At 60.4% G+C, this 26,691-nt stretch carries 18 protein-coding genes; 10 read left to right on the top strand and 8 right to left on the bottom strand.

Annotated elements, in window-relative coordinates; all coding sequences use genetic code 11:
• Positions 1-25: 25 nt before the first annotated feature.
• Complete coding sequence (locus J0X19_RS07990) at positions 26-2,029, top strand: OmpA family protein (RefSeq protein ID WP_206983678.1); 2,004 nt, start codon at positions 26-28, stop codon at positions 2,027-2,029.
• 426 nt (positions 2,030-2,455) lie between these two features.
• Positions 2,456-5,053 (top strand): S8 family serine peptidase, encoded by a 2,598-nt coding sequence (locus J0X19_RS07985; protein ID WP_206983676.1) that lies wholly within the window; start codon positions 2,456-2,458, stop codon positions 5,051-5,053.
• A 133-nt stretch (positions 5,054-5,186) separates the two neighbouring features.
• On the opposite strand, the gene J0X19_RS07980 is transcribed toward J0X19_RS07985, so the two are convergent.
• Positions 5,187-5,558 carry a DoxX family protein gene (locus J0X19_RS07980; RefSeq protein WP_206983675.1) on the bottom strand — a complete coding sequence of 124 codons (372 nt, stop codon included), beginning with the start codon at positions 5,556-5,558 and terminating at the stop codon, positions 5,187-5,189.
• A gap of 164 nt (positions 5,559-5,722) precedes the next feature.
• Here J0X19_RS07980 and J0X19_RS07975 point away from each other — a divergent pair, with 164 nt between their 5' ends.
• Together J0X19_RS07975 and J0X19_RS07970 are read left to right on the top strand one after the other, a co-directional pair.
• Positions 5,723-6,115: a winged helix-turn-helix transcriptional regulator gene (locus J0X19_RS07975; protein ID WP_206983673.1), complete on the top strand. Its 393-nt coding sequence runs from the start codon at positions 5,723-5,725 to the stop codon at positions 6,113-6,115.
• Between the two features lie 118 nt (positions 6,116-6,233).
• Entirely contained in the window at positions 6,234-6,674 is a 441-nt protein-coding gene (locus J0X19_RS07970) for a DUF5991 domain-containing protein (protein ID WP_206983671.1), read from the top strand.
• 116 nt (positions 6,675-6,790) lie between these two features.
• Here the strand turns inward: J0X19_RS07970 and tnpA are convergent, their stop codons facing one another.
• Both tnpA and J0X19_RS07960 read right to left on the bottom strand, forming a co-directional pair.
• Positions 6,791-7,252, bottom strand: a complete 462-nt coding sequence (gene tnpA, locus J0X19_RS07965; protein WP_206983669.1) for an IS200/IS605 family transposase — start codon at positions 7,250-7,252, stop codon at positions 6,791-6,793.
• A 229-nt stretch (positions 7,253-7,481) separates the two neighbouring features.
• Positions 7,482-7,928, bottom strand: a complete 447-nt coding sequence (locus J0X19_RS07960; protein ID WP_206983667.1) for an SMI1/KNR4 family protein — start codon at positions 7,926-7,928, stop codon at positions 7,482-7,484.
• A gap of 75 nt (positions 7,929-8,003) precedes the next feature.
• Between J0X19_RS07960 and J0X19_RS07955 the strand changes: the two genes are divergently transcribed.
• On the top strand, positions 8,004-10,628 hold the full coding sequence (locus J0X19_RS07955) for a polynucleotide kinase-phosphatase (RefSeq protein ID WP_206983665.1): 2,625 nt from the start codon (positions 8,004-8,006) through the stop codon (positions 10,626-10,628).
• Between the two features lie 20 nt (positions 10,629-10,648).
• Positions 10,649-11,905 (top strand): hypothetical protein, encoded by a 1,257-nt coding sequence (locus J0X19_RS07950; protein WP_206983662.1) that lies wholly within the window; start codon positions 10,649-10,651, stop codon positions 11,903-11,905.
• A gap of 275 nt (positions 11,906-12,180) precedes the next feature.
• On the opposite strand, the gene J0X19_RS07940 is transcribed toward J0X19_RS07950, so the two are convergent.
• From J0X19_RS07940 to J0X19_RS07925, 4 genes are all read right to left on the bottom strand, one after another.
• Positions 12,181-13,221, bottom strand: a complete 1,041-nt coding sequence (locus J0X19_RS07940) for a S41 family peptidase (RefSeq protein WP_206983661.1) — start codon at positions 13,219-13,221, stop codon at positions 12,181-12,183.
• 412 nt (positions 13,222-13,633) lie between these two features.
• Complete coding sequence (locus J0X19_RS07935) at positions 13,634-13,951, bottom strand: hypothetical protein (protein ID WP_206983659.1); 318 nt, start codon at positions 13,949-13,951, stop codon at positions 13,634-13,636.
• A 140-nt stretch (positions 13,952-14,091) separates the two neighbouring features.
• Entirely contained in the window at positions 14,092-15,807 is a 1,716-nt protein-coding gene (locus J0X19_RS07930; protein WP_206983657.1) for a M28 family metallopeptidase, read from the bottom strand.
• A 46-nt stretch (positions 15,808-15,853) separates the two neighbouring features.
• On the bottom strand, positions 15,854-16,573 hold the full coding sequence (locus J0X19_RS07925; RefSeq protein WP_206983655.1) for a GDSL-type esterase/lipase family protein: 720 nt from the start codon (positions 16,571-16,573) through the stop codon (positions 15,854-15,856).
• Between the two features lie 253 nt (positions 16,574-16,826).
• On the opposite strand from J0X19_RS07925, the gene J0X19_RS07920 reads away from it, so the two are divergent.
• The 3 genes from J0X19_RS07920 (at position 16,827) to J0X19_RS07910 (ending at position 19,718) form a co-directional block, all read left to right on the top strand.
• The gene (locus tag J0X19_RS07920; RefSeq protein ID WP_206983653.1) at positions 16,827-17,567 is read left to right on the top strand and encodes a hypothetical protein; all 741 of its coding nucleotides are present in this window, start codon (positions 16,827-16,829) and stop codon (positions 17,565-17,567) included.
• 102 nt (positions 17,568-17,669) lie between these two features.
• A complete protein-coding gene (locus tag J0X19_RS07915; RefSeq protein WP_206983651.1) occupies positions 17,670-18,446 on the top strand; it encodes a nucleotidyltransferase domain-containing protein in 777 nt (258 codons plus the stop codon).
• 111 nt (positions 18,447-18,557) lie between these two features.
• Entirely contained in the window at positions 18,558-19,718 is a 1,161-nt protein-coding gene (locus tag J0X19_RS07910; RefSeq protein ID WP_242582282.1) for a DNA polymerase beta superfamily protein, read from the top strand.
• A 47-nt stretch (positions 19,719-19,765) separates the two neighbouring features.
• Here the strand turns inward: J0X19_RS07910 and J0X19_RS07905 are convergent, their stop codons facing one another.
• Entirely contained in the window at positions 19,766-20,002 is a 237-nt protein-coding gene (locus J0X19_RS07905) for a hypothetical protein (RefSeq protein WP_206983649.1), read from the bottom strand.
• A 462-nt stretch (positions 20,003-20,464) separates the two neighbouring features.
• On the opposite strand from J0X19_RS07905, the gene J0X19_RS07900 reads away from it, so the two are divergent.
• On the top strand, positions 20,465-26,590 hold the full coding sequence (locus J0X19_RS07900; protein WP_206983647.1) for a carboxypeptidase-like regulatory domain-containing protein: 6,126 nt from the start codon (positions 20,465-20,467) through the stop codon (positions 26,588-26,590).
• The last annotated feature ends 101 nt before the right edge of the window (positions 26,591-26,691 follow it).

The raw sequence follows: 26,691 nt of genomic DNA, 5'->3' as shown, positions 1-26,691 counted from the left end.
AGATTATTGGTTGTTGCCACTACGTATGAAGGGCTTGTTGACGTTGTTTTTGGTGGGGTGCTGGCTGCTGGGATATGCGCAGGGGCCGGCCACTCCGCAGGTGTATGCCAATCCCCAGGCGGGCTACCAGCTCACGTATCCGCGGGCGTGGCAGCTGCGCCAAAACGCCAGCAAAACCGAAACGACTTTTTTCGCCGGCGACACTGCCAAGCTGGCCCCGGCCGTGGTGCTGATTGTGCGGCTGTTGCCCGGGCAACTCGCCCCCGGCACCCTGGCCCGCAACCAGCAGGATTCGTTGTGGCGCAGTGTCCGGCGCCTGCCCCGGTCCCAGGTGTTGCGCCTCGACCAGCACGACGCCGGCAGCTACCACGAGCTGCGCTATGATTATACTTTCGCTACGGACTCAGTGGGCGCTACCCGCGTGCACGTGCTCGGGCGCCGGGTGTGGCGCGGCAACCAGGAGTTTCAGCTGGAATACCGGGCCGCGGTTCGGCAAGAAGGCAGTGCCCTGGCCGAAGGGCAGCAGGTAGTAGACTCGTTTGGGTTCACCAACCAGCCGGCCGGCCGCTACCCCGCCGGGCAGCAGTGCGACGACAAGATGTACGGCATTGCGGCCCTGCGCTACGTAAACGAGACTTGGGAAGACGACTGCCGCACGATTCACGAGTTTTCCGTAACGGATCCTTCCGTCTCGCCCAAAATCCACCGGGAGGTATTGCCCTTTCAGTCGTACGCGTTGGCCAAAGGCTTCGACAACTGCCTGTACTCGGTGACCAAGGCGCCTACCAACGCGCCCGAGTACGTGTACCGCTACAACCCCGCCACCCGGCAGGGCGAGTACACGCCCTGGCAACTGCCGGCCCAGGGCCCGGAAACCGTCTGGATTTCGGCCGCCACCGACGAGCGGGGCGACTTATACTTCAGCACCGCCGACGCCAGCCAGCTAGTGAAAGTCAGCCCCGCCGATAACTCCGTAACGGTGGTGTGGGCCACCGACCCCGTGCGGCAGGCGTCCTATTACTCCGCTATTGGATTTGCCGGGGCGGGCTCGCACGGTAATTTCTGCCTCGACGACGCCAACACGCTTTACCAGATTTACAGCACCGACGGCTCCCTGATTAAGGTGGACCTGAATACCCGCCAGCCCGCCCCCGAAATGATTGCCCTGGAGGGCCTGCCCGAGAAAGGCGGCTACAGCGACGTGCTCATGCAAGTTGATAAAGCCGGCCGTCGCCGCCTGTTCCTGGCCGGCCCCAAGTCCTTGTACCGGGTGGATTTGGAGCGGCGCGAGGCCTACCGGGTGCGCCGCGGCATTTATACCGATCTGGCGGGCTGCAACCTGTTTCAAGCCACCGACCAGCCCGCCAGAGAAGGCGCTCCGGCGGCACCCACGGCCTCGGCAGTACCCCCGGCTTCGGCCGTGTGGCGCGGGCGCGTGCTCGATGCCGCTACGTTGCAGCCCTTGCCGCAGGCCCAGCTGCGCCTACACCTGGCCAGTGGTAGCGGCGGTTTCGGTCCGGCTGCGTCCCTGGCGCCCGATGGGTCGTTTGCCATGCCCGTACAGGCCAACAAGGACTACGCCGCCCGGGTGCGCCTGGTGGGCTACCTCACCACCGACAGCACTTACCGGACGTTGGCCGGGCCTTATATGCAGGATATTCTGCTGCGGCCCTTCACGGTGGGCACTACGCTGCGCCTCGATAACGTGCAGTTCGAGCAAGGCACCACCCGGCTGCTGCCGGCGGCCTACCCGGCCCTTGATGAGCTGCTGGCTATTTTGAAAGAAAACCCCAAGCTTACGATTGAGCTGCGCGGCCACACCGACAACGTAGGGCCCGCCGAAAAAAACCAAATTTTGAGCGAGCAGCGCGTAACGGCCATCCGGCTCTACCTCATCGGCCTGGGCATCGTCCCGAAGCGCATCCGAGGGGTGGGGCTGGGCGGCACCCAGCCCCGCGCCAGCAACGACCGGGAAGTGACCCGGCAGCTCAACCGCCGCGTGGAGTTCCGGATAACCGGCGTGCAATAAGTAGCTTCCGTACCGCCTAAAGTGCCGGATGGTCCCCTGAATAACGACTGTAGGCTTCAATTAGGCGAGCATACTGGGTTGCTTACTGCGTTTCACGTGTTGGCACTACAGGGCTAGCTGCTTCTGTCCTCATCAATAGAGCTTTTCGCTGAAGAAGCGCTGCCACACAGCTGTTACCCATACATTTCGGCCCATTGTGCAGGTAATGAGGCTGTTGAGCGAACAGCTGATTATTCTGGATTAAAGGAAGATTGACGGCGTGTATAGTAGCTATGCAATGAGCTCTATCAGAGTAGAACCACGTTATATTGAATTTTTATATAAATTATCTTCTATTTGTTTGATTTTATTTATATAACAATATTATTTATAAAGATAATTATACATTGTGTTGTCAAGTTACTTCATCTATTCCCCACACCTACTATGAGAAAAACAGTACTCCAACTGGGCAGGCTCGTCGCCTGTACCAGCTTGCTGTTTGGCGCGCTAACCAGCGGTTATGCGCAACAGAGCAAGTCGACAAACCAGAAGTTCAAAGCCGCTCTCGAGCTGCGGGAACTGGTCAACAAATCCACCACGGCTTCCCGTACTGCCACTGTAGGCGGTGTGCAAAAAGCCGATATGCTACAAGTGAAGGGCACTTATGTGGTGATAGAAGCAGTTTCCAACGAGACCGACGGCCGTGGGCTGCTACAGCAACTGCAGAAGCTGGGGCTGAAAAACGGCTCTTCTTACGGACGCATGGTATCCGGCTTGTTCCCCATTGGCAAAATCAGTCAGCTAGAGGGCATAGAGCCGTTGCGCTACGCCGTACCATCGTACGAGCCTATTCACAACGTGGGCCTAACGACTTCGCAGGGTGATGTGTCATTGGGCGCTGATAAAGTTCGAACCACCTTGGCCGTAACGGGGGTGGGTTCCAAAGTAGGGGTACTTTCAGATAGCTACGGCGCTATTGCCGGTGGCCCCGCCGCGGGCGTAGCTTCCGGCGACCTACCCAATGACGTGCAGGTGCTGGAAGACGCGCCGGGCTTCAGTGATGAAGGCCGCGCTATGGCTGAAATCGTACACGATGTGGCCCCTGGTGCTAAAATTGCCTTCAACACGGCCTTTCTGGGGCAGGCTTCCTTTGCCAATGGTATTCAACGCCTGGCGGACAACGGCTGCAACATCATTGTGGACGACGTGTACTACTTCGCCGAGCCCTTTTTCCAGGACGGTATTATCGCTCAATCAGTGGATCGGGTGGTCGACCGGAACGTGTCGTATTTCAGCGCGGCCGGCAACTCTGCTCGGCGCTCGTATGAGTCTGGGTTCCGCAACTCCGGGCAAGCCGTGGTGGTAGGCGGCGTGAACTACGGCGTGGCGCACGACTTTGGTGGGGGCGACATCCGGCAAACTATCACCATCCCGGCGAACGGCCAACTGCGGTTGTCTTTGCAATGGGCTGATCCGTTCTTCTCGGTCAGTGGTGGAGCCGGTGCACAAACCGACCTGGATATTCTGGTATTCTTTAATGGCGCCTTGGCCTTCTCGTCAAGAAATAACAACATTGGCGCTGACCCGTACGAATTTATAGGTCTGAATGCTGGCACTGCGGCAGCTACCGGTGAACTAGTCATTGTAAAGCGCGCGGGGCCTGATCCGGAACTGATGAAGTACATCGAGTTCGGCAACTCGACCATCGTTGAATACAACACCAACGGCTCCACAGTAGTGGGTCACAATAACGCCGCCAAAACCATTTCGGTGGGCGCTTCGCCCTGGTATAACACCCCGCAGTTCAATACCAACATCACGCGTCCGGTAGTGGAGTCCTTCTCGTCGTTAGGTGGCACGCCGGTGTTCATTACCACCACGGGCGTGAACACGGGCAACGACCCGAGCAAAATCCGTCGTAATCCGTCGGTGGTAGGCCCCGATGGTGGCAACAACACCTTCTTCGGTAGTGATACCTCGTTGGATACAGACGTCTTCCCCAACTTCTTCGGTACCTCGGCCGCCGCGCCGCACGTAGCGGCCGTGGCTGCTCTGATGCAGCAGGCCGCTGGCAACACGCTCACGCCTCAACGCGTGAAAGATGCCCTGACCAGCACCGCCCTCGACATGGACGACCCCTTTACAGTGGGCGTATTCGATACCGGCTATGATTTCCGCACCGGTTTCGGTTTCGTGCGGGCTGAGCAGGCTATTGCCGCCGTGGCGAATCCTTGCCTGAACGACGTAACGCCGCCGACCATCCTGGCTGCTGGTTTCATTGTGGCCCTTGACGCCAACGGCGTCCGCACTATTGAAGCCGCCGACGTGGACTACGGCAGCACCGACAACTGCGGCGTGGCCTCGATGACCCTTGACAAAACCCGCTTCACCTGCGCCAACATCGGCCCGAACCAAGTGACGCTGACCGTGCGAGACAACGCCGGTAACGTGGCCACCCAGGCCGTAACGGTACTGGTAGTGGACAACACGGCTCCCACTATTCTAGCCGCCGGCTTCCAAACCCAGTTGCAGAACGGTACCCGCACGATTCAGGCCGCCGACATCGACTACGGCAGCACCGATAACTGCGGCATTGCCTCTGTCAGCATCAGCCCGAGCACGTTCACCTGCGCCAACGTGGGCCCCAACCCGGTAACCATCACCGTGCGCGACAACTCGGGCAACGTGGCCACGCAAACCGTTACGGTAATTATTCAGGCTGATGCTACCTGCACCAGCAGCATTGCCAGCAACGCCGCATCGGGCGCTAGCCTCAGCAACGAAAACCAGCTGCAAGCCTATCCGAACCCGGTAACCGACCAGGCCACGGTGTCGTTCCGCCCCACGCAGACCGGCACGGCCCAGGTGAAGGTGTACAACCAGCTGGGGGTGTTGGTGGCGACGCTCTACGACGGGCAAGTGGAAGCCAGCCGCCTCTACAGCGCTACGCTCAACGGCCAGCCGCTGGCTGCCGGCGTGTATAACTGCCAGCTCATCACCAACGGCAAGGTGACCAACCAGCGCCTGCTCGTGAGCAAGTAAGCAACGGCACGCGGGTTGTCGAGACACCCGTTTAGTAGCCATTGCCACAGTAAAAAAGGGAACGAAGCCTGGCTTCGTTCCCTTTTTTACTGTGGTGCGGGTGCTTAGCTGAAGCAGACTAGCCGTTGTGGCATTACGCTGCCTGCTCCGCCGTGGGCAGGAACGCCGACCGGTCGCGCAGGAAGGCGGCAATCCAAACCAGGGTGAGAATGAGGACGGGCGCAACCAAACTGTGGCCGTGGGAGAGGTCGGTGGCTATGGCGCCGGCAAAGTAGCTGGTCAGCAACAGCAGGCCCAGCTTCATAGTGCGCGGATACAGGAACAGGGCGGTGAACAGCAGTTCCATGAGTCCCAACCCAATGCGGTAGTCGGCCACCCCCGCTGCGGCCAGCGCCTGCCGGATTTCAGTTGTGCCCAGCAGCTTCATGATGCCGCTGGCCGTAACCATGAGGGCGGGGACGGCGGTAACCAGTAAAGGCAATACGGTTTTCTTGGAGAATGCCATGTCAGTGAACAAGTGCTACAGTTTAAAGAGTAGAGCAAGCGGCCGTCGGTGGCGGCTTGGTGGCAGCAAAGGTGTCGGCTCGGGGGTATATTCCGGATAGTGGTTTCCCAAAGGATACCGATATGCCGGAGGGTACTACCCTGATTTCTAGCGACCTTTGTGCCATGCCATTCCCCGTACATCCGCCTACGCACGCCGAATGCACCGGCGCTATGCGCTCCGTCCGCGACGCCCTCGATTTGCTCGGCGGCAAATGGAAGCTACCCATCATTGTGGGGCTCAGCAACGGCCCCCAGCGCTTCAAGCAGCTCCAGCGCGAGGTGGTGGGTATTACGGCCAAAATGCTCAGCAAAGAGCTCAAAGAGCTGGAAATCAACGGTCTGCTTACCCGCCACGTGCAGGCCGATACCGTGCCCGTCGCCGTGACGTACACGCTGGCCAGCTACGGTAAAACGTTGTTTCCCGTCATTGAGGCCCTGCACCAATGGGGCCAGCAGCACCGTACGCACATCATGCACCCCGGCGCGGCGGCAATGCTGGAAGAAGCGGCGGGGTAGAAATGCCGGTTGGGGGGGCTGCGCCGAGTGGAATTGCACTGGGTAGCAGCGCGTAACTCAACCAGATGCGGGCGACTAGCGTTTCAGAGGGCATGTTTCACCATTCCCGGTTCCGCTTATGATGACGCTGCTTGTACGCCCGCTGCTCTGGTCTGTTCTGGCATTTGCTGCCCCCGCCGCCACGGGTTTGCCAAGTTGGGTGGGCACTTACCAGTACGAGGAAAAACCCGTGAAAGCCCTGGCCGGCTACAGTATGAGCATGCTGTGGAAACTCACGCTGCAACCGCAGGATAGCAAAGCCCTTGGTGGGCTACTCAGCGTGGAAGGCCAGCAAACGTACATGAAGCTGAAAGTGCGGGCCACGGGCAGTGCCCAGGACGCTCAAATCAGCTTCCTGCAACTCGTAGACGGCAACGACTACCAGCAGTTCAAGCCCGGCGACGTGCTGCTGCGCCTGCGTAAAGATTCCAAAGGCGTTACCCGAACGTATTGGGGCAAGCTGCAACCGCGTTTATCGGAAACCTATAAAGATGGGCAAGTCAGCTTCGTACGGAAATAGGGCGGTAAGCAAGCGTAGCGTACCATCTACTTCCGGCCGCGTAGCGGCCACAGGTTTGTAGCAAAGCGGATAATTGAAGGGTCCGTGCCGCGTAGCGGTGCAAGAACCCACCTGTGCTATTCCACCCATTCGAATACATACCGCTCATTATATTCCACTGCAAATTTTCGGAGCAACGCGGTGTACTCTTCCCGAAAACTAACGCGGGCATGATGCTCCGGCTGCCGTTGAATATACTGCACCACCGCATCCAGCTGCGACTTGGCGTATGAAAATGCACCATAGCCGCGCTGCCACTCAAAGCGTGTAAAAAGCAGCCGGTTTTCATTCAGCCATGTGCTGGAGTTGCCTTTAATATCCCGCACCAAATCGGCAATGGCCTGATCAGGGTGTAGCCCAACAAGTAGATGCAGGTGGTCAGGCATACAATAAATAGCCAGCGGCTTATGCCGCTTTTCCCGCACAATCCCGCAGATATATTGCTGGAGCCGCTCCCGAATCGGTTCTTTAATTAACCGTTCTCGGCCATGCACCGCAAATACCAGATGAATGTATAATTGAGTATAAGTATTGGCCATAAAGCACACGTAGCATTCCTGCACCGCTACGCGGCGCAGTTGTTGGTTACATATCTTTCTACAAATCTGTCACCGCTACGCGGCGAGCGGATGAGCTAAGTTTAAATTACGAAAGTACAACAGCAGTAAACAGTAAGCAGGCCGCGTAGCGGCCACAGGTTTGTAGCAACCAAGCCGCAAAAACGGCCCGCGCCGCGTAGCGGTGCAAGAAGCCATTGAGACGAGACGCTCAACCACGGAGCGGCCTTGCTTCCTCGCGCCAGTTATACAGACCATTCTCCTGATACACTCCTGCGTGTAGAAACCGGTTGAGGAAAGCTGCCAGCGAATCAGTTAGCGTAACGCCCATATTGTGAATTCTGTAACCGGAAGGCTGATTGGTTAGCTCAACTTCCCATACATCGCAGTAAATTAAAACTTCAGCCAGATAAAATTGCTGAGGTTGCAGTTCGTGCTTCTGGTCAAGTATTTCTTCCAGCGCAATCATTTGAAATTCATCTCTCGCAGAATAGAACCCGTTGCAAAACGAATAAAATACTTTGAAATCGGCGGGGAGAACCAAATTCATTTCCTGTTCAAACTGTTGGATTAGCTGCTCATTTGCCCCTGGATACAGCGTAATATCTGTTTGCTTCAGATTAGCTTTGAGCGTTGCTAGTACCTCGTGAATTGTCATAGAGTTCTACTGCGTAACAACAGGCAAGAACCTGCTATAAGGTGACTGTCTGTTCCGATATTCTTTTATATTACAATGCCCCAAGATACTCTCAAGCTCCCCGAACTCTCCCTCATCCTACTCATTGGCACCTCGGGGGCAGGCAAATCCACGTTTGCGCGCCGGCTGTTTCAGTCCACCGAAATTGTGTCGTCAGACCAATGCCGGGCGCTGGTGGCCGATGATGAAAACGACCAATCGGCCACGCCCGAGGCGTTTGCGCTGCTTCACTACCTGGTGGGTTTGCGCCTCAAGCGCGGCCTGCTGACGGTAATTGACGCCACCAACGTGCAGCCCGAAGCCCGCAAAACCCTCGTGCAGCTGGCCCGCGACTACCACGTATTGCCCACCGCCATCATCCTCGACGTGCCCGACCGGGTTGCGGAGGACCGTAACCGCCAGCGTGTCGAGCGCCAGCACCTGGGCCGCCACGTAATACCCCAACAGCGGCAGCAGCTGCGCCGCAGCCTCAAAACGCTCAAGCAGGAAGGCTTCCGCCACATTTTCCACTTGCGCGGCCCCGAGGAAATCGACGCCGTGCAAACCATCCAGCGCGACCCACTCTACAGCAACCGCAAACAGGATACTGGCCCGTTCGACATCATCGGCGACGTGCACGGCTGCTACACTGAGCTAGTGCAGCTGCTCACGCAGCTAGGCTACACGGTAGAGGAACAGCCCGTAACCGACGCGCGCGACTTAGGCGTGCGCGTAACCACTCCGGCTGGCCGCCGTGCGCTGTTCCTGGGGGATTTGGTGGACCGGGGGCCGGCTTCGCCGCAGGTGTTGCGCCTGGTAATGAGCATGGTGCAGGGCGGCCAGGCGCTCTGCGTGCCCGGCAACCACGACATCAAGCTGCTGCGCTACCTCAACGGCAAGCAGGTGAACGAGCAGCACGGTTTCGCCGAAACGGTAGCCCAGCTGGCTTCGGAATCCGACACGTTCAAGAGCCAGGTACGGCAGTTTCTGGATGGGCTGGTGAGCCATTATGTGCTGGATGGCGGCAAGCTGGTGGTGGCCCACGCGGGCATGCGCGAGGAAATGCAGGGCCGCGGCTCGGGTGCCGTGCGGGCCTTTGCGCTGTTCGGCGAAACCACCGGCGAAATCGACGAGTTTGGGCTGCCGGTGCGCTACAACTGGGCCTCGGAGTACCGCGGCCGTGCCATGGTGGTGTACGGCCACACGCCAGTTCCCGACCCCGAATGGCTCAACAATACCATCGACATTGACACCGGCTGCGTGTTCGGGGGCCACCTCACCGCTTTGCGCTACCCCGAGCGGGAACTAGTGTCGGTGCCCGCCGCCGAGGTGTACTGCGAACCGGTTCGGCCGCTCGACTATCTGCGCCAGCAACACGAGCTAAGCACTAACAACCAAGCACTAAGCACCAATCTTTCTGCCCAACAGCAGCACGACGACCTGCTCAACATCCGGGACGTAACCGGCAAGCAAATCATCAAAACGCGCCTGCTGCCGTCCGTCACCATTCGGGAGGAAAACGCGGTGGCGGCCCTGGAGGTGATGAGCCGGTTTGCCCTGAACCCCAAGTGGCTGCTGTACCTGCCACCCACCATGAGCCCGTCGGAGACGTCGGCGCTGCCGGATATGCTGGAACACCCCGCCGAAGCCTTCGACTATTTCCGCCGCCAGGGGCTGGAGCGGGTGGTGTGTGAGGAAAAGCACATGGGCAGCCGCGTGGTAGTGGTGTTGGCCCGCAACGAAGATGCCGCGCGCCGCCGTTTTGGAGTGGTGGGCGAGGGGCCCGGCAAGTGCTACACCCGCACCGGCCGCAACTTCTTCACCGACCCGAACCTGGAAGCCGCCTTCCTGGCCCGCCTGCAAGACGCCCTCACGGCCAGCAACTTCTGGGACCGGTTCAATACGGATTGGGTCTGCCTGGATGCCGAGCTGCTGCCGTGGTCGGCCAAGGCGCAGGAGCTGATTAGGAACCAGTACGCCGCCGTAGCCGCGGCGGCCACGGCCGCGTTGCCCGAAGTGGCCGCCGTACTCACCCAAGCCACCGCCCGCGGCCTCGATGGGGTGGAAGCCCTGCTGACCCGCACCACCGCCCGCCAACGTGCCGCTGAGCACTACGCCGAAGCTTACCGCCGCTACTGCTGGCCGGTGGACAGCCTTGCCGATTTGCGCCTGGCGCCGTTCCACCTGCTCGCCACCGAGGGCCGCACCTATTTCGATAAAGACCACGCCTGGCACATGGAAACCCTGCGCGCTATTTGCCTGGCCGATGAAAGTCTGCTGCGGGCCACGCCTTACCGTGTGGTGCACCTTCAGGATATTGCCGACGTGGAAGCTGCCACCCAGTGGTGGACCGACCTCACGGCGGCCGGCGGCGAAGGCATGGTGGTGAAGCCCTACGACTTCATCCCCAGCGGCCAGAAAACGCTGGTGCAGCCCGCCCTCAAATGCCGCGGCCGCGAGTACCTGCGCATCATCTACGGCCCCGACTACCTGCTGCCCGGCAACCTGGAGCGCCTGCGCGAACGAAACGTGAAATCCAAGCGCAACCTCGCCCTGCGCGAGTTCACCCTCGGCGTGGAAGGCCTGGAGCGGTTCGTGGCCGGCGCCCCGCTACGCGAAGTGCACCAGTGCGTATTCGGCGTGCTGGCGCTGGAAAGCGAAGCCGTGGACCCGCGGTTGTAGGTGATTTATTTTTGCTGCCTGTGAAAAAGCTGTTGTCGCCGTTCGGTATGTTAGGGCTGCTGGTTGTGCTGGCAGCAGGGGCATATGCGTACTTTTCTCCGGCGGGAATTACGCTTCGTAACAAGCAGTATGTCCCGCCGCCAGAATTGCAGAAGCTGCTGAAGCGGTTCCAGCGCTTCCAGACGCATTATGATGAAGCAATTGATGAAGCACTACCTGCTCTGCCGTTAATCTATGAGCGGCAGGGGGCTGCTGATTTCTCCGTTGCGTTGGCGGACAAGCCGTTGGGCTTGCGGAAAACCCAGGTGGTATTGCCCAACCCGTTTGCGGCGGCACCTTACCCGTTGTCGTTTTCGGTGGTATACCAGGGCAACTTGATTGCGCTGTTCCAGCCGGGGCGCTTTGCTTGCTATCGGCTGCCCGAACTAACCAGGAATCTTGTGCTGGAGAAGCAGCTGAATACCCGAAAGTTTGCATATCACTGGGTATTGAACGGGCGGCTTGTTGGCTTGTCCGGGGGCCGTTGCCTTGTCTTCTCTGAAAATACTGGCTGGCAGCCGTATGCTGGGCCGATGCCGCTTGGCAAGCAGCCTAAGCTGTTTGAGGATGCCCGCTATATTGTCTGTGCCAAGTGCAATGGCGAATGGGGTGGAGAAGTCTACTTTTATGATAAGCAGAAGCAACTCTATTACCTGGCCGAGGCAACCTGTCCTGCTGCTGTTATGGAGCGGGACGGCAAATACTTCGTGCTATCATCACTGGCGCACATGATGGGTTCGGCGGATATGCAGCAGATTGATGACCCGGCTCAGCTGACGCGCTGGCTCGGCAAAATCAAGCCCCAAGACCGGGATTTTGGCAGAACCTACGGTGCCGAGCTAAGCCACGGCAAGCCGTTGTTTGCTTATCGAGGCCTACTGCTATTATCCGGCTTCAGTTTACACCAGCAAGCTGTGTACCTAGTGAATTGGCGTGACACGGCCTTTCTGGCTACTTGGAAAGACGGCATCTTCTATGCTGTTGATCCGCTATTTCATGATGATTTATATGCCAATAATCCGGTAACTACAGCTTATGATTCGGGTGTTATCCTGATGAATATCGATTCCAGCGAAGAAGTAGAAACGTCTTGTCTGTTAATTATTGATAATCAGATTGTTAAAATTAATTGGCACAGAGAGACTATTTCGAAGGAATACCTCACTGATCCGCTGGTATTCACTTCGGATAGCCTATTGCAGTTTGTGGATTCTGTGGATGTGCAGGAAATAGAATGAATCGAACAACTCTCTCGTGCTCTTGGTGTAAGCTGGCGCCCCGCTACGTGAAGTACACCAGTGCGTGTTCGGCGTGTTGGCCCTGGAAAGCGAAGCCGTGGACCCGCGGTTGTAGGCGCGTTTTGGGTTTGGCGCCATCAGAGCGGTGTAGAGACGCGTATTCGCGTCTCGTTGTTGAACGACAATCGTGGAAGTAAACAGCCTCAGCAACGATGAGACGCGAATACGCGTCTCTACACCGCTCTGATGGCTTAAGCATGTCCCGCAACGGCGTGCTATCGGCTTTTCTGTTTCTTCAGCCACTTAAGTGCCGCCGCTACTTTAGCATCCTGGCGCAGGTCCGTGAAGTTGTCGCCGCCAGTAATGAGCACATCGGGCACGACGTTGGGGCGGTACACCACCTTGTTGCGGTCGGTTTCCTGCATGCCAGCAATAGTGAGGTAGGAACTGCCGCTGATACGGTAGCTTTCGTTGGCGGTGGTGGCCCCGTAGGTGGGCTCGCCGAAGAAACGCGTGTTTGGGCGACCTTTCAGGCTGATGGCCACGATTTCGCCGGAGCTGGCGGTCATACCGCTGAGCAGCACCGCTACGGGGATATTGGGGCGGCGCATGGGGCAGCGGTTTTGCAGCGTCGTGACCTGTAGGGTATCCATGTAGAAGTTGCCGTGCTTGAGGTACCACTGCTGATCGGGCTTGCCGTCCTTGTCCACGAAACCGCCCAGGTATCCGTCGCCGATGATGGGGGCGAGGCCGGCTAGCATTGGGGCCATGGCGCCGCCGTCGTTCAGACGCAAATCAATAACCCAGGCTTTGGCTTTGTTGGGGTTGACGCGGCAGAGAGAATCCTGCACAACCAGGGCCGCGTCGCGCATGGCTTGCAGGCTGCCCCCGGCGTTGATGCCCGGTAGCTGCACGTAACCTACATTTCCAGACAGCATCTTGACTAGTACGCCCGGCTTCTTGGCCAGCGCCGCTTTTACGGCGGTATTGGTGTAAACAGGGCGGGCGGTATTGCGCCACTTGTAGGTTTTGCCTTGGTAACTCAGCCAGCCGTGGTCGTCCTTGAGTTGCTCGAACACAAACGGGTAAATCGGCAGCAACTCCCGCACCGACTGCGCGCCCTGGGCTTTTTGCTGCACCTGCTGGCGTAGCTGGGGCCAGTTCACAGCGCCCCGTTCCAGCGAATACGTTTCCAGCAGCGTTAAGCTCTTGTCAAGAAAGGCCTGCACGGAATCGGGGAGCGGGGCAGTAGCGGTTTGGCACTGCCCCACACGGGTAGCAACGAGCAGCAGCACGAGTAATCCGAGTTTCTTCATGCTGCGGAGATGCGGATTGCGGGCGGAGGGTTGGCTGGGGGGCGTTGGAAGGTAGCTTTAATTAGTTAAGTCTTTATGATCCTGTTCTTTGTACTTCTTAACAAACTCTTTGGCCTCTCTCATGCTCTCAGGATACTGCACGTAGCCAACAACTTGAGACATGTCTTTTGAGGCTGGAATATCGAAAACGTGATGATAGTTGAAGCCGTGTTCAACTAGAAACCTAGCCGTCGCCCATTTACGGATATCCTCCTTTTGTGGAGGGCGAAACCTATGCGGCATTAACTGCATAGGTTTCTTGCATTCAGGGCAATTCGCTGGCCGTATAGCATTAGACTGCATATTGAAAGCAAGCCGGCAGTCAAGACAAACGTTTTTATAGCCCATGGGTGAACAGACGTAAATTGATGAATTAGTGAAAATCTGGATTAAATATCTTCTGGCCTTTTAGAGGTGTCAGCGTATCTAATTGCAAGCCGGTTTTCTGATATACTAGCGCTGATAGCTGGTTGAATTGTTGAACATCTATTATTTCTTCCAATAGATAATCCTCGTGTGCGCCCATCTGTGATTCCTCTATTTCATCAAAGTAAAGCTTATATACGCTACCACATTTCTGGATGCCTACTGATGCGTAATAGAGCTTATTGTCTTTTGTATAGCTAAAGTTTTTGCCAATCTGTTTTCCGGCTTCCAGCCATCGGCGGGTATTATCAGTATTGTTTATCATATATCTTCAAACTCGCTGGTTTCAGGGTTCCACCGCACGAGAAAACGACTGGTTAACTCAGTAACAATGAGTTGCTGGCGTTTACTGCATAACGGTTGAGGTGGATAGCTAATACTATAGTTCTGAAAAATGGGCTTCGCTTACTTCCCACCCATGCTCTTGTCCCGTGCGCCCTTGAACTCCGAGCCGGCGCGCCATTTGGGGAACGTGGTTTCGCTGGCCAGGCGCTGACCGACGCGGAAGTAAAGCTGGGCATCCTGGGCAATGCCGGTCAGGTCCCAGTTGGGGTCGAACTGGTCGGCGGGCTTGTGGTAGAGGTTGGTGGTGTAGTTCTGGCGCTGTTGGGCAATGCTGGCCTTGCCGCCGGTGCGGCTCTCGAAGCCGCCGCTGGCGTAGAGTGAGGGCACGCCCACGTGGGCGAAGCTGAAGTGGTCGGAGCGGTAGAACATGCCGGTTTCGGGCGTCTGGTCGGGCAGCAGGTAGCGGTCCTGCTCTTTGGCGGCGGCGCGGGCGTAGTCTTCCAGCTCCGACTGCCCGTAGCCGATAACGGTGAGGTCCTTCATCGGGCCGTAGGGCCAGAGCATGTCCATGTTCAGGTCGGCCACGGTTTTGTTGAGCGGGAAGGGCGGATGCTGGGCGTAGTAAGCCGAGCCGAGCAAGCCCTGTTCTTCGCCGGTTACGGCCAGAAACACAATGCTGCGCTGGGGCTTTTCCTTGGTTTTCTGGAAGGCTTCGGCAATGCTGAGCAGGGCGGCCAGGCCGGTGCCATCGTCCACGGCGCCGTTGTAGATGGAGTCGCCGGCAATGGCTTTGCCCACCCCGAAATGGTCCCAGTGGGCCGAGTAGATAATGTATTCGTTGGGGCGGGTGGTGCCGGGCAGCACGCCCAGCACGTTGCGCGAGGTCTGGCTGCGTGTCTTGTTGCGGATGCTGCCCGTGAGCGTGAGCCCAGCCAGCGGCCGGGGCCGGAAGCCGCGGGTGTTGGCGGCGGTGTACAGCTGCTCGTAGCTGGAGCCAGCAATAGTGAACAGCCGTTTGGCCGCTTCCAGCGTCAGCCAGCCTTCCATGGCGCATTTGTCGGCGCCTTTGTTGGTGGTTTGGGCGCGCAGCTTCGGGCTGATGGCCCCGCTCAGCACCACGCTCCAGGGGTAAGCTGCGGGCTTGGTGTCGTGCACGATGAGCAGGCCGGCGGCGCCGTGGCGGGCGGCTTCCTCGTATTTGTAGGTCCAGCGGCCGTAATAAGTCATGGCCTTGCCCTTGAACAGCGTGGTATCGGTGCCCGCGTTGCCGGGGTCGTTGACGAGCACCACCACGGTTTTGCCTTTCACATCGAGGCCTGCGTAGTCGTCCCAGCCATACTCGGGGGCCACCACGCCATAGCCGGCAAACACCAGCGGCGAGTTCGTGACGCTCACCAACGGCTGCTCGCGCTGGGTGAAGGCCACAAAATCGGTTTTGTAGTGCAGGTCCAGGCTTTGGCCGTTGCCTTTGATTTGCAGGGTAGCGGAGGGCGTGCCGGTAATTTCCACCAGCGGCACCGGCTGAAAGTACGTGGTAGCCGACCCGGCACCCGCGCCATCGGGCAGCACAGCTTTCAAACCGAGCCGCTTGAACTCGTCGGCCAGGTACTGGGTGCTGCGCTGCTCACCCGCGGTGAACGGCTTGCGGCCCAGCATTTCATCGGAAGAAACCGCCTGCAAATACTTGCTGATGCTGGCCGCACTAATGGCCTCGGAAGCTGCGGCCGGGCTTGGCTGGGTGCCTGCCGGGCGGGTTCCCGTTGCTGATTGGCCGAATGCAGCACTGCTGATGAAACTGCCCAAAACTAAGGCAGCTAAGGTATTAGGGTAGTTCATGACGGTGCGAAGTGGTAGGGTAGGGAAACGGCGCCAAACAAACGGGTTACTTCTGCTTGTGCTTGAGGGCCTCGGCTACGGCCTTTTGCAGCAGGGGCTCCATCACTTGGTAGCCCGCCAGAATAGGGTGTACCCCGTCGGTGGCGTAGGTGGCGGGGAGGCCTTGGTGCTCGTCGGCCATGGCCGTGTGATAATCCAGGTACACGAAGTGCTGCTGGCGGGCGTAGGCTTTAATTTGCTCGTTGAGGGCCACGATTTTAGGTGCCGGATTCAGGCCCTTGCGCCACCAAAAATCGGCGGCGGGCAGCACCGAGCACAATACCACCCGCACCCCGTTGGCCCGCGCCAGCTCGGCCATCGATATGATGTTGTTGAGGGTAGCGTGCTGATTGTAGGGGCCAGTGTTTTCGGCTACGTCGTTGGTGCCGGCCAGAATGGCTACCACGGTGGGCCGCAGTTCCAGCACATCCTGCCGAAAGCGCACCAGCATTTGCGGCGACGTTTGCCCGCTGATGCCCCGCCCGATGTATTCGTAGGGCTTGCCGGCAAAAAAGGCGGGGTCGGTTTTAGGCCAAGCATCGGTGATGGAATTGCCGAGCAGCACCACGCGGGGCGTGCCCGCTACCGGAGCGGCCAGCTGCTGGTTGGCTTCGGCGTAGCGGGCTAGTTTGGCCCAGTCGGTTTCGGGCTTGGGGGCGGCTTGCTGGGCCAGCAGGGGAGTGGTCAGGAGGGTAGCAGCCAGCAGGGAAAAGAGAAGCCGTTTCATACAAGGGTGAGGTTGGTAAGGAGGCCAGGAGCGTTGAAGGTAGAAATACGCCGCAAAACAACCACAAACTCGGCAGTTGCGCCTTGCGAATGCCAACGTGTGGGCCGCCGAAACCTGGTAGCCGGCTACGCACGAGCAACCACGGGCCAAGCTGCCGGTTCAGGTAGTTACTCAGCTGCTGCTAACTCGACGCTAGTGCTGCTCGTTATACAGCCGCTCCTAAAGTTGTATTCTCTTTACTGCCTGCTCTGCTATGAAGAAGAAAACCGCGTATTTGTTGCTGCCGGCGCTGGCTGGCCTGCTCGTTGGGTTTGCTCCCGCTTCCCTGCACTTCCCTGAAGCTACCACCCCAACGGCCGCCCTGCCCAACCGGGCCCCGCTGGCCGCCCCGGCGGTGCAGGGCTGGTTTTTCCGGGCCGTTAGCGGCTACCCCGCGGCTATAGCCTTCGAGCCGGTGGTGCTGTTTGAAAACGGTGAGTATTACGAAGTAGGCGAGGAGCCGCTGGAAAGCCTCAACGTGCCGCAGTCGAAAAGCAAGCGGCCCATGGCCTGGGGTACCTGGCAGCTGAAGGGCCAAACCTACCTGCTAACCAACTACAAAAAGCAGTTGAGCGACTACCAGCTGGGCTCCGGCAACTGGTTTCCGGCCTATGCTTACACCGGGGCCGTAAAGCTTAAAAAGGGCTACGAAAAGGTTAGTGGCGGTAACTACGGCAACGGTACCAATGCCTTGTCCATCAGCAAAATCAACTTCCCCGACGCCACGCATTTCACCGAGGGCTTCAACGCTGGTATTTCCACGCCCAACGCTGCCGCCGGCCGCACCCGCAACGCCAACGGGACCTACAAGCTGCACGGTAACACGCTGGAACTAACGTACTCCGATGGCCGGGTGGTAAAAAAGTCTTTCGCCCTGGGCGCGAAGGGTGCCCCCGCCCGCCCCACCGCCGACATCATTTTCATTGGCGGCGATGCCTACACGGATACGGAGTAGGAAACTGATTGGCGAATTTTGTTGCTGCCGGCTATTGGGGCGGGCGAGCTTGGCTACCTTTAACTGGACATTGCCACCGAATGACCTGACTAGCTTCGTTCCATGCACGCCCGTATCCAAACTGCCCTCACTCAACTCGAAGCCACCCACCACGTTTGCATCCTGTACGCCTGTGAGTCGGGCAGCCGGGCCTGGGGCTTCCCCTCGCCGGATTCCGACTACGATGTGCGCTTTATCTACGCCCATCCGGCCGACTGGTACCTAACCCTGGACGACGGCCCCGACACCCTGAATTTCCCGGTGGACGACGAGCTGGACCTGGCCGGCTGGGAATTGCGCAAAGCCCTAAAGCTGCTGCGCGGTTCCAACGCGGCGCTGTTCGAATGGCTACAGTCGCCGGTGGTGTACCAAGCGGCAACTGGGTTCCGGGCGGCGCTGGAACCCATGCTACCCGCCTGCTGGAACCCGCGGGCCGGCCTGCACCACTACGCCGGCCTGATGCGACGCGGCGTGACGGACGACCTGACCGGCCAGGACGTACGCCTGAAACGGCTGTTCTACGCCCTGCGCTCCACGCTGGCCGCCCGCTGGATTCAGCAGCGCCCCACCGAAGTGCCGCCGATGGAATTCAGCAAGCTGCTGGCCTTGCTGCCGCCCGAGCTGAACGGGCCGGTAGAGGAGCTACTGGCCCGCAAAGCCACCGCCGACGAAAAAACCACCGTGCCGCGCCCCGCCGCGCTGGTTGAGTATCTGCAAACCGAATACGAAGCCGCCGTTGCCGCCCGCGACACGCTGCCGGTATTGCGTCACGCCGACCCCACGCCGGAGCTGGATGCGCTGTTTCGGGCGTGGCTATTGCGGGGTGAGGCACGCCCGTAGACCTCACCCCCGGCCCCTCTCCAAAAGAGAGGGGTGCCAGCCGACATACAGTATGCTAATCATTGAACGCACCCCTCTCCAACAAGGAAAGGCATCAGGGACAAGGTTGCCATGCACTACACCACCCCGTCTACAAAATCCGTGCAATCCGATAAATCTGCAGAATCCGTGATTCAGATAGCCGACCTGCGCCAGCGCAACCTGATTCTTTTCGAGGCCATCAGCGGCAGCCGCGCCTACGGCACCCACCTGCCGCACTCCGATACCGACCTGAAAGGCGTGTTCATTCTGCCCGAAACCGAGTTCTACGGCCTCCACTACGTGCCCCAGGTGGCCAACGACACCAACGACGAGGTGTTTTATGAGCTGCGCCGCTTTGTGGAGCTGCTACTCAAAAACAACCCCACGGTGCTGGAACTGCTTGGCACGCCCGCGGATTGCGTGGTGTACCGCCACCCGCTGTTCGAGGTGTTTCGGGCCGAGGATTTCCTCTCCAAGCTGTGCCGCCAGAGCTTCGCCGAGTACGCCGTAGCCCAGATTCGGAAGGCTAAAGGCTTGAACAAGAAAATCAATCAGCCCGAGCCGCCCAGCCGCAAATCGGTGCTGGACTTCTGCTACGTGACAGTGGGGGCGGGCGCGCAGCCGGTAGCCACCTGGCTGGACCGGCGCGGCTACACGGCCCGCCAGTGTGGCCTCTCCAACGTGAATCACCTCAATGACTTATACGCCGTGTTTGTGGACGAAACGCCCGAGCAGCGCCACCACTACCGGGGCCTGGTGCGCGACCCGGAAACCTCGCAGGACGTGTTGCTGTCGGCGGTGCCGAAGGGGGAGGCTCCTGTTGCGTATCTGAGTTTTAACCGCAACGGCTATAGCACCTACTGCCGGGTGTTTCGGGAGTACAAGGAGTGGGAGCAGAAGCGCAACCCCGAACGGTACCAGAACACCGTGCAGCACGGCAAAAACTACGATGCCAAAAACATGCTGCACGTGTTTCGGCTGTTGCGCATGGCCGAGGAAATTGCCACCGAGGGGCAGATTCACGTCCGCCGCCCCGACCGGGAATTCCTGCTTGAAATCCGCCGCGGCGCGTTTGAGTACGAGCAGCTGGTAACCGAAGCCGAGGTGCTCGTGGACAGGGTAGAGGCCGCCTTTGCTACCTCCGCGCTACCCGAAGCCCCCAACCCCGAAGCCGCCGAGCAGCTGCTGGTGCAGGTGCGGCAGGCGTGGTATGCCGCCGCAAAAAGCGCAACGCCTTTCCCTACGGCGTAGAGAAAGGCGTTGCGTAGCCGGCCGAAAAGGGAAAGCGCGGCGGCTACTTAGATGCGGCTGGCGCGGGTAGGGCTGCGTTTCACTTTCGAGTGGCTTTTGCGGGCACCAAACAGGCTGCGTTTGCCCCGGTTGCGGTGTCCTTTGTAGATTTTGTAGCTGGGGCGGTGCGTGTACAGCCGGCCTTTCATTTTGGCGCGGGCGTAGGCCGTGGGGCGGGCCGCTTCGGTCGGCTCCACGCCGCTCACGAGTAACAAGGCAAACAACAACAGCAGGGTCCTGATCATACCGAAAACAAGTTTGGTGTGCTGGTATAAACTCAAGAGTGGGGCCAAAAATTGCGTTTCACCCAGAATCAGTAAAATTTTTTTGCTGTGCGCCTGCAAGTACCGGCGGTTGAGAAGGGAGTAACGGGAAGCGCTGCATGACGGAGCCAACGGCAGAAATCCACGCTCTTAGCGCCGTTACCAGCCTGGTGAACAGGTAACTAACCGATGTAGCGCGAAGCCTTTGCTTCGCGTGTGAGCCTAGCGGTGCTTATTCAACCCAAACGCGAAGCAAAGGCTTCGCGCTACTGCCCCTGCACTAACCTGACAACCGCTTGAGTAACCATGCACTCAGACAATTTTCTGAGTTGTCCTGAAAAAAACACACTACTGCGTGTGGAATCGGGCGGGGCGGCGCATCGGTAGAGAAACGCTCTATCCGTCCCGCCTATGTTCCGATGCCTACTTGCCCTGTTCTTACTGTTGCCCTGCACGCTACTGGCCCAGCAGAAACTGCCCCAGGCTCGCCAGCGCAGCTACTTCACCAAAGTATTCCGCCTCACCGACGCCCAAACCCGCCAGCTCTACGAAAGCAGCCTGAGCGCCGCCCGGCCCGAGTTCTTCACCCAATCCGTCGATTCGTTTCCAACCGACAGTGTGCGGCTGGCGTACCGGCGGCCCCTGCCGGCCGGCTACTACCTGGTGGCCCACACCGAAGGCCCGAAGCTGGTGTACTGGCTGCGCTCCGTTACTGACCGGCAGCTCACCGTCGTTGATAACCAGGTGGACCTCACGGTGCTGGTGCGCGACTCGCTGGGCAACCTGCTGGAAAACGCCCGCGTGACGCTGCCCAAAGGCCAGCCCGTGCCCTATGATGCCGCCACCCACGCCTACCGACTGCCCGGCAAAACCGCCCGGGCCGGGCTGCTGGCCGTGGAGCAGGGCGGGCGCACCACGTTTCACGCGCTGGAACAGACGTTTCCGTATGCGCAGTCGGCGGCGCGGCGGCCGGCCTGGTCGTGGCGGCGCGTGGTTGGGCGGGTGGTGTACGGCTTCCCGCTGGGCTACCTCACGCGGCCGGCCCGTAGCCTGGTGTACAGCTTGCTGCATCCGTCCTATGCTATTACCGGGCCGGTAGGGCTTTTGCGCTCGGTGTTCAGTGAAGATGTGCGGTATGCGCGCCAAAACCGGCGTGAGGGGAAACGGCAAAGCGGTTGGGTGAGCTATTTCGCCCTCAGCAAGCCCCGCTACCGCCCCTCCGGCGACACTCTGCGCCTGAAGGTCCGCATCCTGCGCCAGCGCGACGGCCGTCCGTACAATCGTTCGTTAGAGGTACGATTTTCGGCTAACTACCAAGAAAACCACCGGCCATTAGCCCGGTTAAAACCCGTGCGGCCGGGCACTTATGAGTATGTATTGCCTCTGAGCGATACGTTGGGCCTGCGTGCTGATCAGACTGTTCAGGTATACCTGTCTCAGCCGGGGCCTTCCGGCGAAATGCTGGCCAGCGCCAGTTTTCGGCTGGAAGACTACGAGCTGAATAACACTCGCTACACGCTGCGGGCCGGCGAAACGCCGCACCGGCGCGGCACCACCCAGGCCTTGTTTTTGCGCGGCCAGGACGCCAACGAGCTGAACCTGTTGGATGCGCGGGTGCGCCTGAGCGTGACGCCCCAGAACGTAGGCAGCTTCCCCGGTCGGCAGGTGTTCGTGCCCGATACCCTCTGGACCCGTGCCCAGCCGCTGGACGCCACCGGCGAAACCCGCCTCAACCTCCCCGAAACCGCCCTGCCGCCCGCCAACCTCACGTACGCCGTGCAGGCCACCTTCCTGAACGGCGACAACGAGCAGCGCCAGCAAGCCGCCTCGGTAAACTACCTGCTCGACCCCGGCGAAATCACCCTGGCACTCCAGCACGACTCGGTGGTGGCCCGCTACCAAGTGCGCGGCCAGGAAAGCGCCCGTCCGGCTACCCTCACGGTGGAAACCATCAACTTCAACGGCCTCAATACGCGCCGTACTAGTCGGGTGCAACTCCCCCTGGTGCTGCCCGTTGACCCGCGCGCCACCCTATACCGCCTCACCGACGCCGACGACCACCAGGCGGCGCTGGTAATCAATACCACCGATGCCGACTTGCAGCTGCGCTCCGACCGCAGCCACGATTCCATTGCACTGGTCGTGGATAATCCGCGCCAACTGAACTTCTGGTACTACCTCTACCGCGGCAACGAGCTGGTGCAGCGCGGCTACGGCCCCAACCTGGCGCTGGCCTTGCCGGCCCCCAGTACTGAGCCGTGGTACGCCTCGGTGCACTATTTCTGGGCCGGCCGCCTGCAAACCGCCGAATACAACGTGCCGCTGCCTCAGCACCGCTTGCTGGTGCACGCCGACCAGCCCCAGGTGGTGTATCCGGGGCAGCGCATCCAGCTCAGCTACACCGTTACGGATGGCGGCGGGCGGCCCGTACCCAACGCCGACCTCACCAGTTACGCCCACACCAGCAAGTTTGAGGTAGCAGAGGCGCCAAATATGCCGGATTTCGAACCGGCTGTAGCCGGGCGCATATCGCTCCGGCGGTTTCAGCTAGGAGGGGGGGGCGAGAACCACTCAGAAGCCGCCGCCCAGAAGCCGCTGGCCTGGGGCGCGTGGCGCCGGCAGCTGGGCCTGGATTCGTTGCGGTTCTACCAGTTTCTGTACCCCGATTTCGGCGCGTTCTACGAGTACCAGCGCGCGCCGGGCGGCATCACCCAACTCTCGCCTTTCGTGGTGGACTCGGGGCGGGTGCAGCCGGCGGTGGCCGTGTACGTGGATGGCCTGCCGGTGTACGTAGCCGCTGTGAACCAGGAAGAACCCTTCGCGCTGGTAGCCGACAGCGGCCGGCACACCGTGGCCATTCGTACCCCCAACCGCCTTATCACCTTGCGCGACGTGTACCTGCGCCACCAACACAAGCTCACCCTTGGCATCGACCCCAACCAACCCTGCCACGAACTGACCGTGGAGAAACGCGGCCCGCTCAGCCCGCAGGAATTGCAGGAGCTGCAACGCTTCCTGGTGCTGGTCGATAAAAACCAGCTGGATGAGCGGGTGCTGCTACGCCAGGGCAACCGCCTGCAACCCCTCGGCGCGGGCCGCCCGGTTGCGTCGCGCAATTCCGGCACCAGCTACAGCTACACCAGCTACAACCGCTACGACCGCACCACCTACCACCTCGGCGGCCCCTTCCGCCCCGATTCCGTGCTGCTGCGCCGCACCGACGGCATGCGGCGCAGGTTTCTGCTCGAACCCAACTACCGCTACACCTTCGAGCCCACGCTGCTGAAGATGCGCTGCGTGCAGGGCAACGAGTTTCCGGCGCTCAACCAGGCCGCCAACTTCGCCGTGCTGCCCTTCACCGATTTCGCCTACACCGAAGCCGATATGCTGCCGCGCCCCGCCACCAATTTCTACCGCGGCTACACCCCCGAGCCGGTGCTTAATAATCCCTACAGCACGCCCGTCGGGCAGGGCCGGCTGGTGCTGCGGGAGCCCACTCGTAAGGCGGAAGAGCGCGAAAGCCTGCCCTCCGTGCTGTACACGCTGGTTTCGCAGCCCGGCAACGCCAAGTTCGTGCGGCTGGAACGCTACCTGCCCCAAACCATCCATGCCCTGCCCGCGGGCCGCTACCGGGTGGCGCTGCTACTCGCCGATAGCACCGTGCTAGCCCCCAACGCCGATATCCGCATTCAGCCCAACGGCGCCACCTACGTGCAGTTGGAGCGCGCCGACCTACTGCCGAAAGGCCCTGCTGCCAAGACGTTGCGCCGCCGTTTTCAGCGGCTGGTGCGGGAGCGGCTACCCAAACCCGTACTGCCTTCCGAACAGGAACTACGGGAGGAGCGCCGCGAAATCAAGGTGACCGTGCCCGTGGTGCCGCAGGCCGGCTGGCGGGTGCAGCGCGGCCGGGTGACTGGGGCAACAACTGGGGAGGGGCTGCCCGGCGTGACGGTGCTGGTGAAAGGCACGACTACCGGGGTTTCCACGCAGGCCGATGGCAGCTTCGAGCTGAGCGTGCCGCCAACGGGCGTGCTTATATTTTCCTCTGTTGGTTTCGTATCGCAAGAACACCGGCTGGATGGGCGCGATATTTCTGTTGCAATGTCTGAAGACACCAAGCAGTTGAGCGAGGTGGTGGTGGTAGGCTATGGAGCACCGCAGAGCCGCATGAGCGTCACCGGTTCGGTGTCAACTATAACCAGTAACGCCTTGCAGGGCCGGGCGGCGGGTGTTGCCATCAGCGGGCAGCCGGGCGGCGCTCTGGCGGTCAGAATCCGGGGAGCCTCCACCGTTAGCGGCGGCGGCCAGCCGCTCATCATCGTGGATGGCCTGCCCTTCAACGGCCAGCAGTCCGACCTCGACCCCGACGACATCAGCAGTATGAAGGTGCTGAAGAATACGGATGCAGCAGCTATCTATGGCTCACGAGCCGCCAGCGGGGTCATTATTATCAGCACCAAATCCGGCATCGGGGGCCAGACCGCCAGGGGCCTTAACGCCGGCGCCGCTACCGGCCCCGACGGCCTGCCGCTCACCGGCCGCGACCCGCGCCTGGCCTTGCGCCGCCGCTTCTCCGATTCGGGCTGGTGGCGCCCCACGCTCGTCACCGACCAGCAGGGCCGCGCCAGCACCAGCGTCACCGTGCCCGACGACATCACCGGCTGGAACACCTTCGTGCTGGCCTCCGACAACCACGCCCGCACCGGCTCGTTCACGGCCTTCATGCGCTCCTTCAAGGCCGTGATGGGCGAACTGGCCGCGCCCCGCTTCCTGATTCAGGGCGACCGGGTGCAGCTCATCGGCAAAACCCTCAACTACCTCCCCGACACCGCTCAAGCCACGACCACCTTCCGCATCGGCGACGGGCCGGCTCACAGCCAGCGCCACGCCGTAGCCACCGCCGTGCTCGATACCCTCACGTTTACGGCTCCGGTTGGGGTTGACTCGGTGGCGGTTAGCTTCGCGCTAACGCAGCCCAACGGCTACCAGGATGGCGAGTTGCGCCACATTCCGGTGCTGCCAGCCGGCACGCGGGAACGGGTAGGCACCTTTGCCGTGCTTACCGCCGCCGACACCACCCTCACGCTGGCCGTGCGCCCCGAACTGGGCGAAATGACCGTACGGCTTGAGAGTGACCCGCTGCCCACGCTGCTCGAAGAAATCCGGCACGTGCAGCGCTACGCCTACCTCTGCAACGAACAAGCCGCCTCCAAGCTGAAAACCTTGCTGCTGGAACAGCGCATTCGGGAAACGCTGAAGCAGGAGTTTACCGGCGAGAAAGACGTGAACCGCCTGATCCGGCACCTGTTGCGCGGCCGGCCGGCCAAGCAGCTCTTGTGGGGAACCTGGGCGAATGCGCCGGTAAGCCCCTGGGCCACGCTGCACGTGCTGGAGGCGTTGCTGCAAGCCGAGCAGCAAGGCTACAGCGTGAAGTTCGACCGGGACGCCATCCGCAGCTACCTGCTCAAGCAGCTGGATTACGCCTTTGCCGAAGCCGCCGTGCGCAATGCGCTGTCCACTACGCCCGTCGGCCAACGCATCGACCAACTGTACTTCCGCTCCGATGACGACCGAATCCGGCTGCTGCACGCCCTGCACCGCCTCGGCGCCCAGCCCGATTTTCGCAGCTACGTGGCACGCATGGAGCGCGAACAGAAAGGCCGCCAGCCCCTCGACCGGTACCTGGCCCTCGCCAACCTGCGCCAGCAGCTCGGCTTGCCGTTCCAGCTCGATACCCTGCGTCGCTACCGCCTGCGCACCGAGCTAGGCGGCGCGTTCTACGCTGATACGTTGCGGTTGGGCTCGTACTACCGCTATTTGCTGTCTGACCGGATTGGCAACACGCTGCTGGCTTACCGGCTGCTGCGTGCCAAAGGCGGCCAGGATGCGGAATTGACCCGCATCCGCACCTATTTGCTTCAGCAGCGCCGCACCTACAGCCACTGGAGCAGCACCTACGAAGCCGCTACCATCCTGGAAACCATAGCGCCCGACTTGCTGGTGCCCGGTGGCAACGGTCTGGTAGCACGAACCCAACTTAGTGGTGCCCTTACGCAGAGCGTGGAGAAATTTCCGTTTGAAGTGAAAGTTCCGGCTGCGGCCGGACCGCTCACGCTGCACAAAGAAGGCGGCCTGCCGGTGTATGCCACGGCGTATCAGTCGTTTTGGAACGCCGCGCCCGAGGCCAAGGCCGCGCCGTTTGTGGTGCGTACCACGCTGGCCGGGCAGGAGGGAAGCCGAGTGAAACTGCGCGCCGGCCAACCCACCGAGTTGCTCGTAACGGTTGACGTGAAAGCCGAAGCCCGCTACGTGCTGCTGGAAGTACCCATTCCGGCCGGCTGCTCCTACGGCGAGAAGGAGCGAGGCAACTACTTCGAGGTACACCGCGAGTACCTGCGCCACCAGGTGGGCATCTTCATGGACGTACTGCCCATCGGCCGCCACACGTTCCGGGTGGCGCTCCAGCCGCGCTACCGGGGCCGCTACACCATCAACCCCGCCAAAGCCGAGCTGATGTACTTCCCCCTCCGCTTCGGCCGCTCCGCCAGCAAGCAAGCGGAAATACGATGAATGGGTGAATGGTACAATGAGTGAATGGGTGATTGGATGAATGAGTGAATGGATGTTCTAATGGTCCTGCTTATGCATATTGCGTAACCAGAACGTCAATT

Source organism: Hymenobacter telluris, from assembly GCF_017313265.1.
Taxonomy (GTDB): domain Bacteria; phylum Bacteroidota; class Bacteroidia; order Cytophagales; family Hymenobacteraceae; genus Hymenobacter; species Hymenobacter telluris.
The sequence above is the reverse complement of the archived record's forward strand: the minus strand, read 5'-3'. Positions and strand labels throughout refer to the sequence as shown.

Bases quoted from the DNA above. Each gene is read 5' to 3' on its own strand.
- J0X19_RS07990 (WP_206983678.1), top strand. From the start codon at position 26: ATGAAGGGCTTGTTGACGTTGTTTTTGGTGGGGTGCTGGCTGCTGGGA.
- J0X19_RS07985 (WP_206983676.1), top strand. From the start codon at position 2,456: ATGAGAAAAACAGTACTCCAACTGGGCAGGCTCGTCGCCTGTACCAGC.
- J0X19_RS07980 (WP_206983675.1), bottom strand. From the start codon at position 5,558: ATGGCATTCTCCAAGAAAACCGTATTGCCTTTACTGGTTACCGCCGTC.
- J0X19_RS07975 (WP_206983673.1), top strand. From the start codon at position 5,723: ATGCCATTCCCCGTACATCCGCCTACGCACGCCGAATGCACCGGCGCT.
- J0X19_RS07970 (WP_206983671.1), top strand. From the start codon at position 6,234: ATGATGACGCTGCTTGTACGCCCGCTGCTCTGGTCTGTTCTGGCATTT.
- tnpA (WP_206983669.1), bottom strand. From the start codon at position 7,252: ATGGCCAATACTTATACTCAATTATACATTCATCTGGTATTTGCGGTG.
- J0X19_RS07960 (WP_206983667.1), bottom strand. From the start codon at position 7,928: ATGACAATTCACGAGGTACTAGCAACGCTCAAAGCTAATCTGAAGCAA.
- J0X19_RS07955 (WP_206983665.1), top strand. From the start codon at position 8,004: ATGCCCCAAGATACTCTCAAGCTCCCCGAACTCTCCCTCATCCTACTC.
- J0X19_RS07940 (WP_206983661.1), bottom strand. From the start codon at position 13,221: ATGAAGAAACTCGGATTACTCGTGCTGCTGCTCGTTGCTACCCGTGTG.
- J0X19_RS07935 (WP_206983659.1), bottom strand. From the start codon at position 13,951: ATGATAAACAATACTGATAATACCCGCCGATGGCTGGAAGCCGGAAAA.
- J0X19_RS07930 (WP_206983657.1), bottom strand. From the start codon at position 15,807: ATGAACTACCCTAATACCTTAGCTGCCTTAGTTTTGGGCAGTTTCATC.
- J0X19_RS07925 (WP_206983655.1), bottom strand. From the start codon at position 16,573: ATGAAACGGCTTCTCTTTTCCCTGCTGGCTGCTACCCTCCTGACCACT.
- J0X19_RS07920 (WP_206983653.1), top strand. From the start codon at position 16,827: ATGAAGAAGAAAACCGCGTATTTGTTGCTGCCGGCGCTGGCTGGCCTG.
- J0X19_RS07915 (WP_206983651.1), top strand. From the start codon at position 17,670: ATGCACGCCCGTATCCAAACTGCCCTCACTCAACTCGAAGCCACCCAC.
- J0X19_RS07910 (WP_242582282.1), top strand. From the start codon at position 18,558: ATGCACTACACCACCCCGTCTACAAAATCCGTGCAATCCGATAAATCT.
- J0X19_RS07905 (WP_206983649.1), bottom strand. From the start codon at position 20,002: ATGATCAGGACCCTGCTGTTGTTGTTTGCCTTGTTACTCGTGAGCGGC.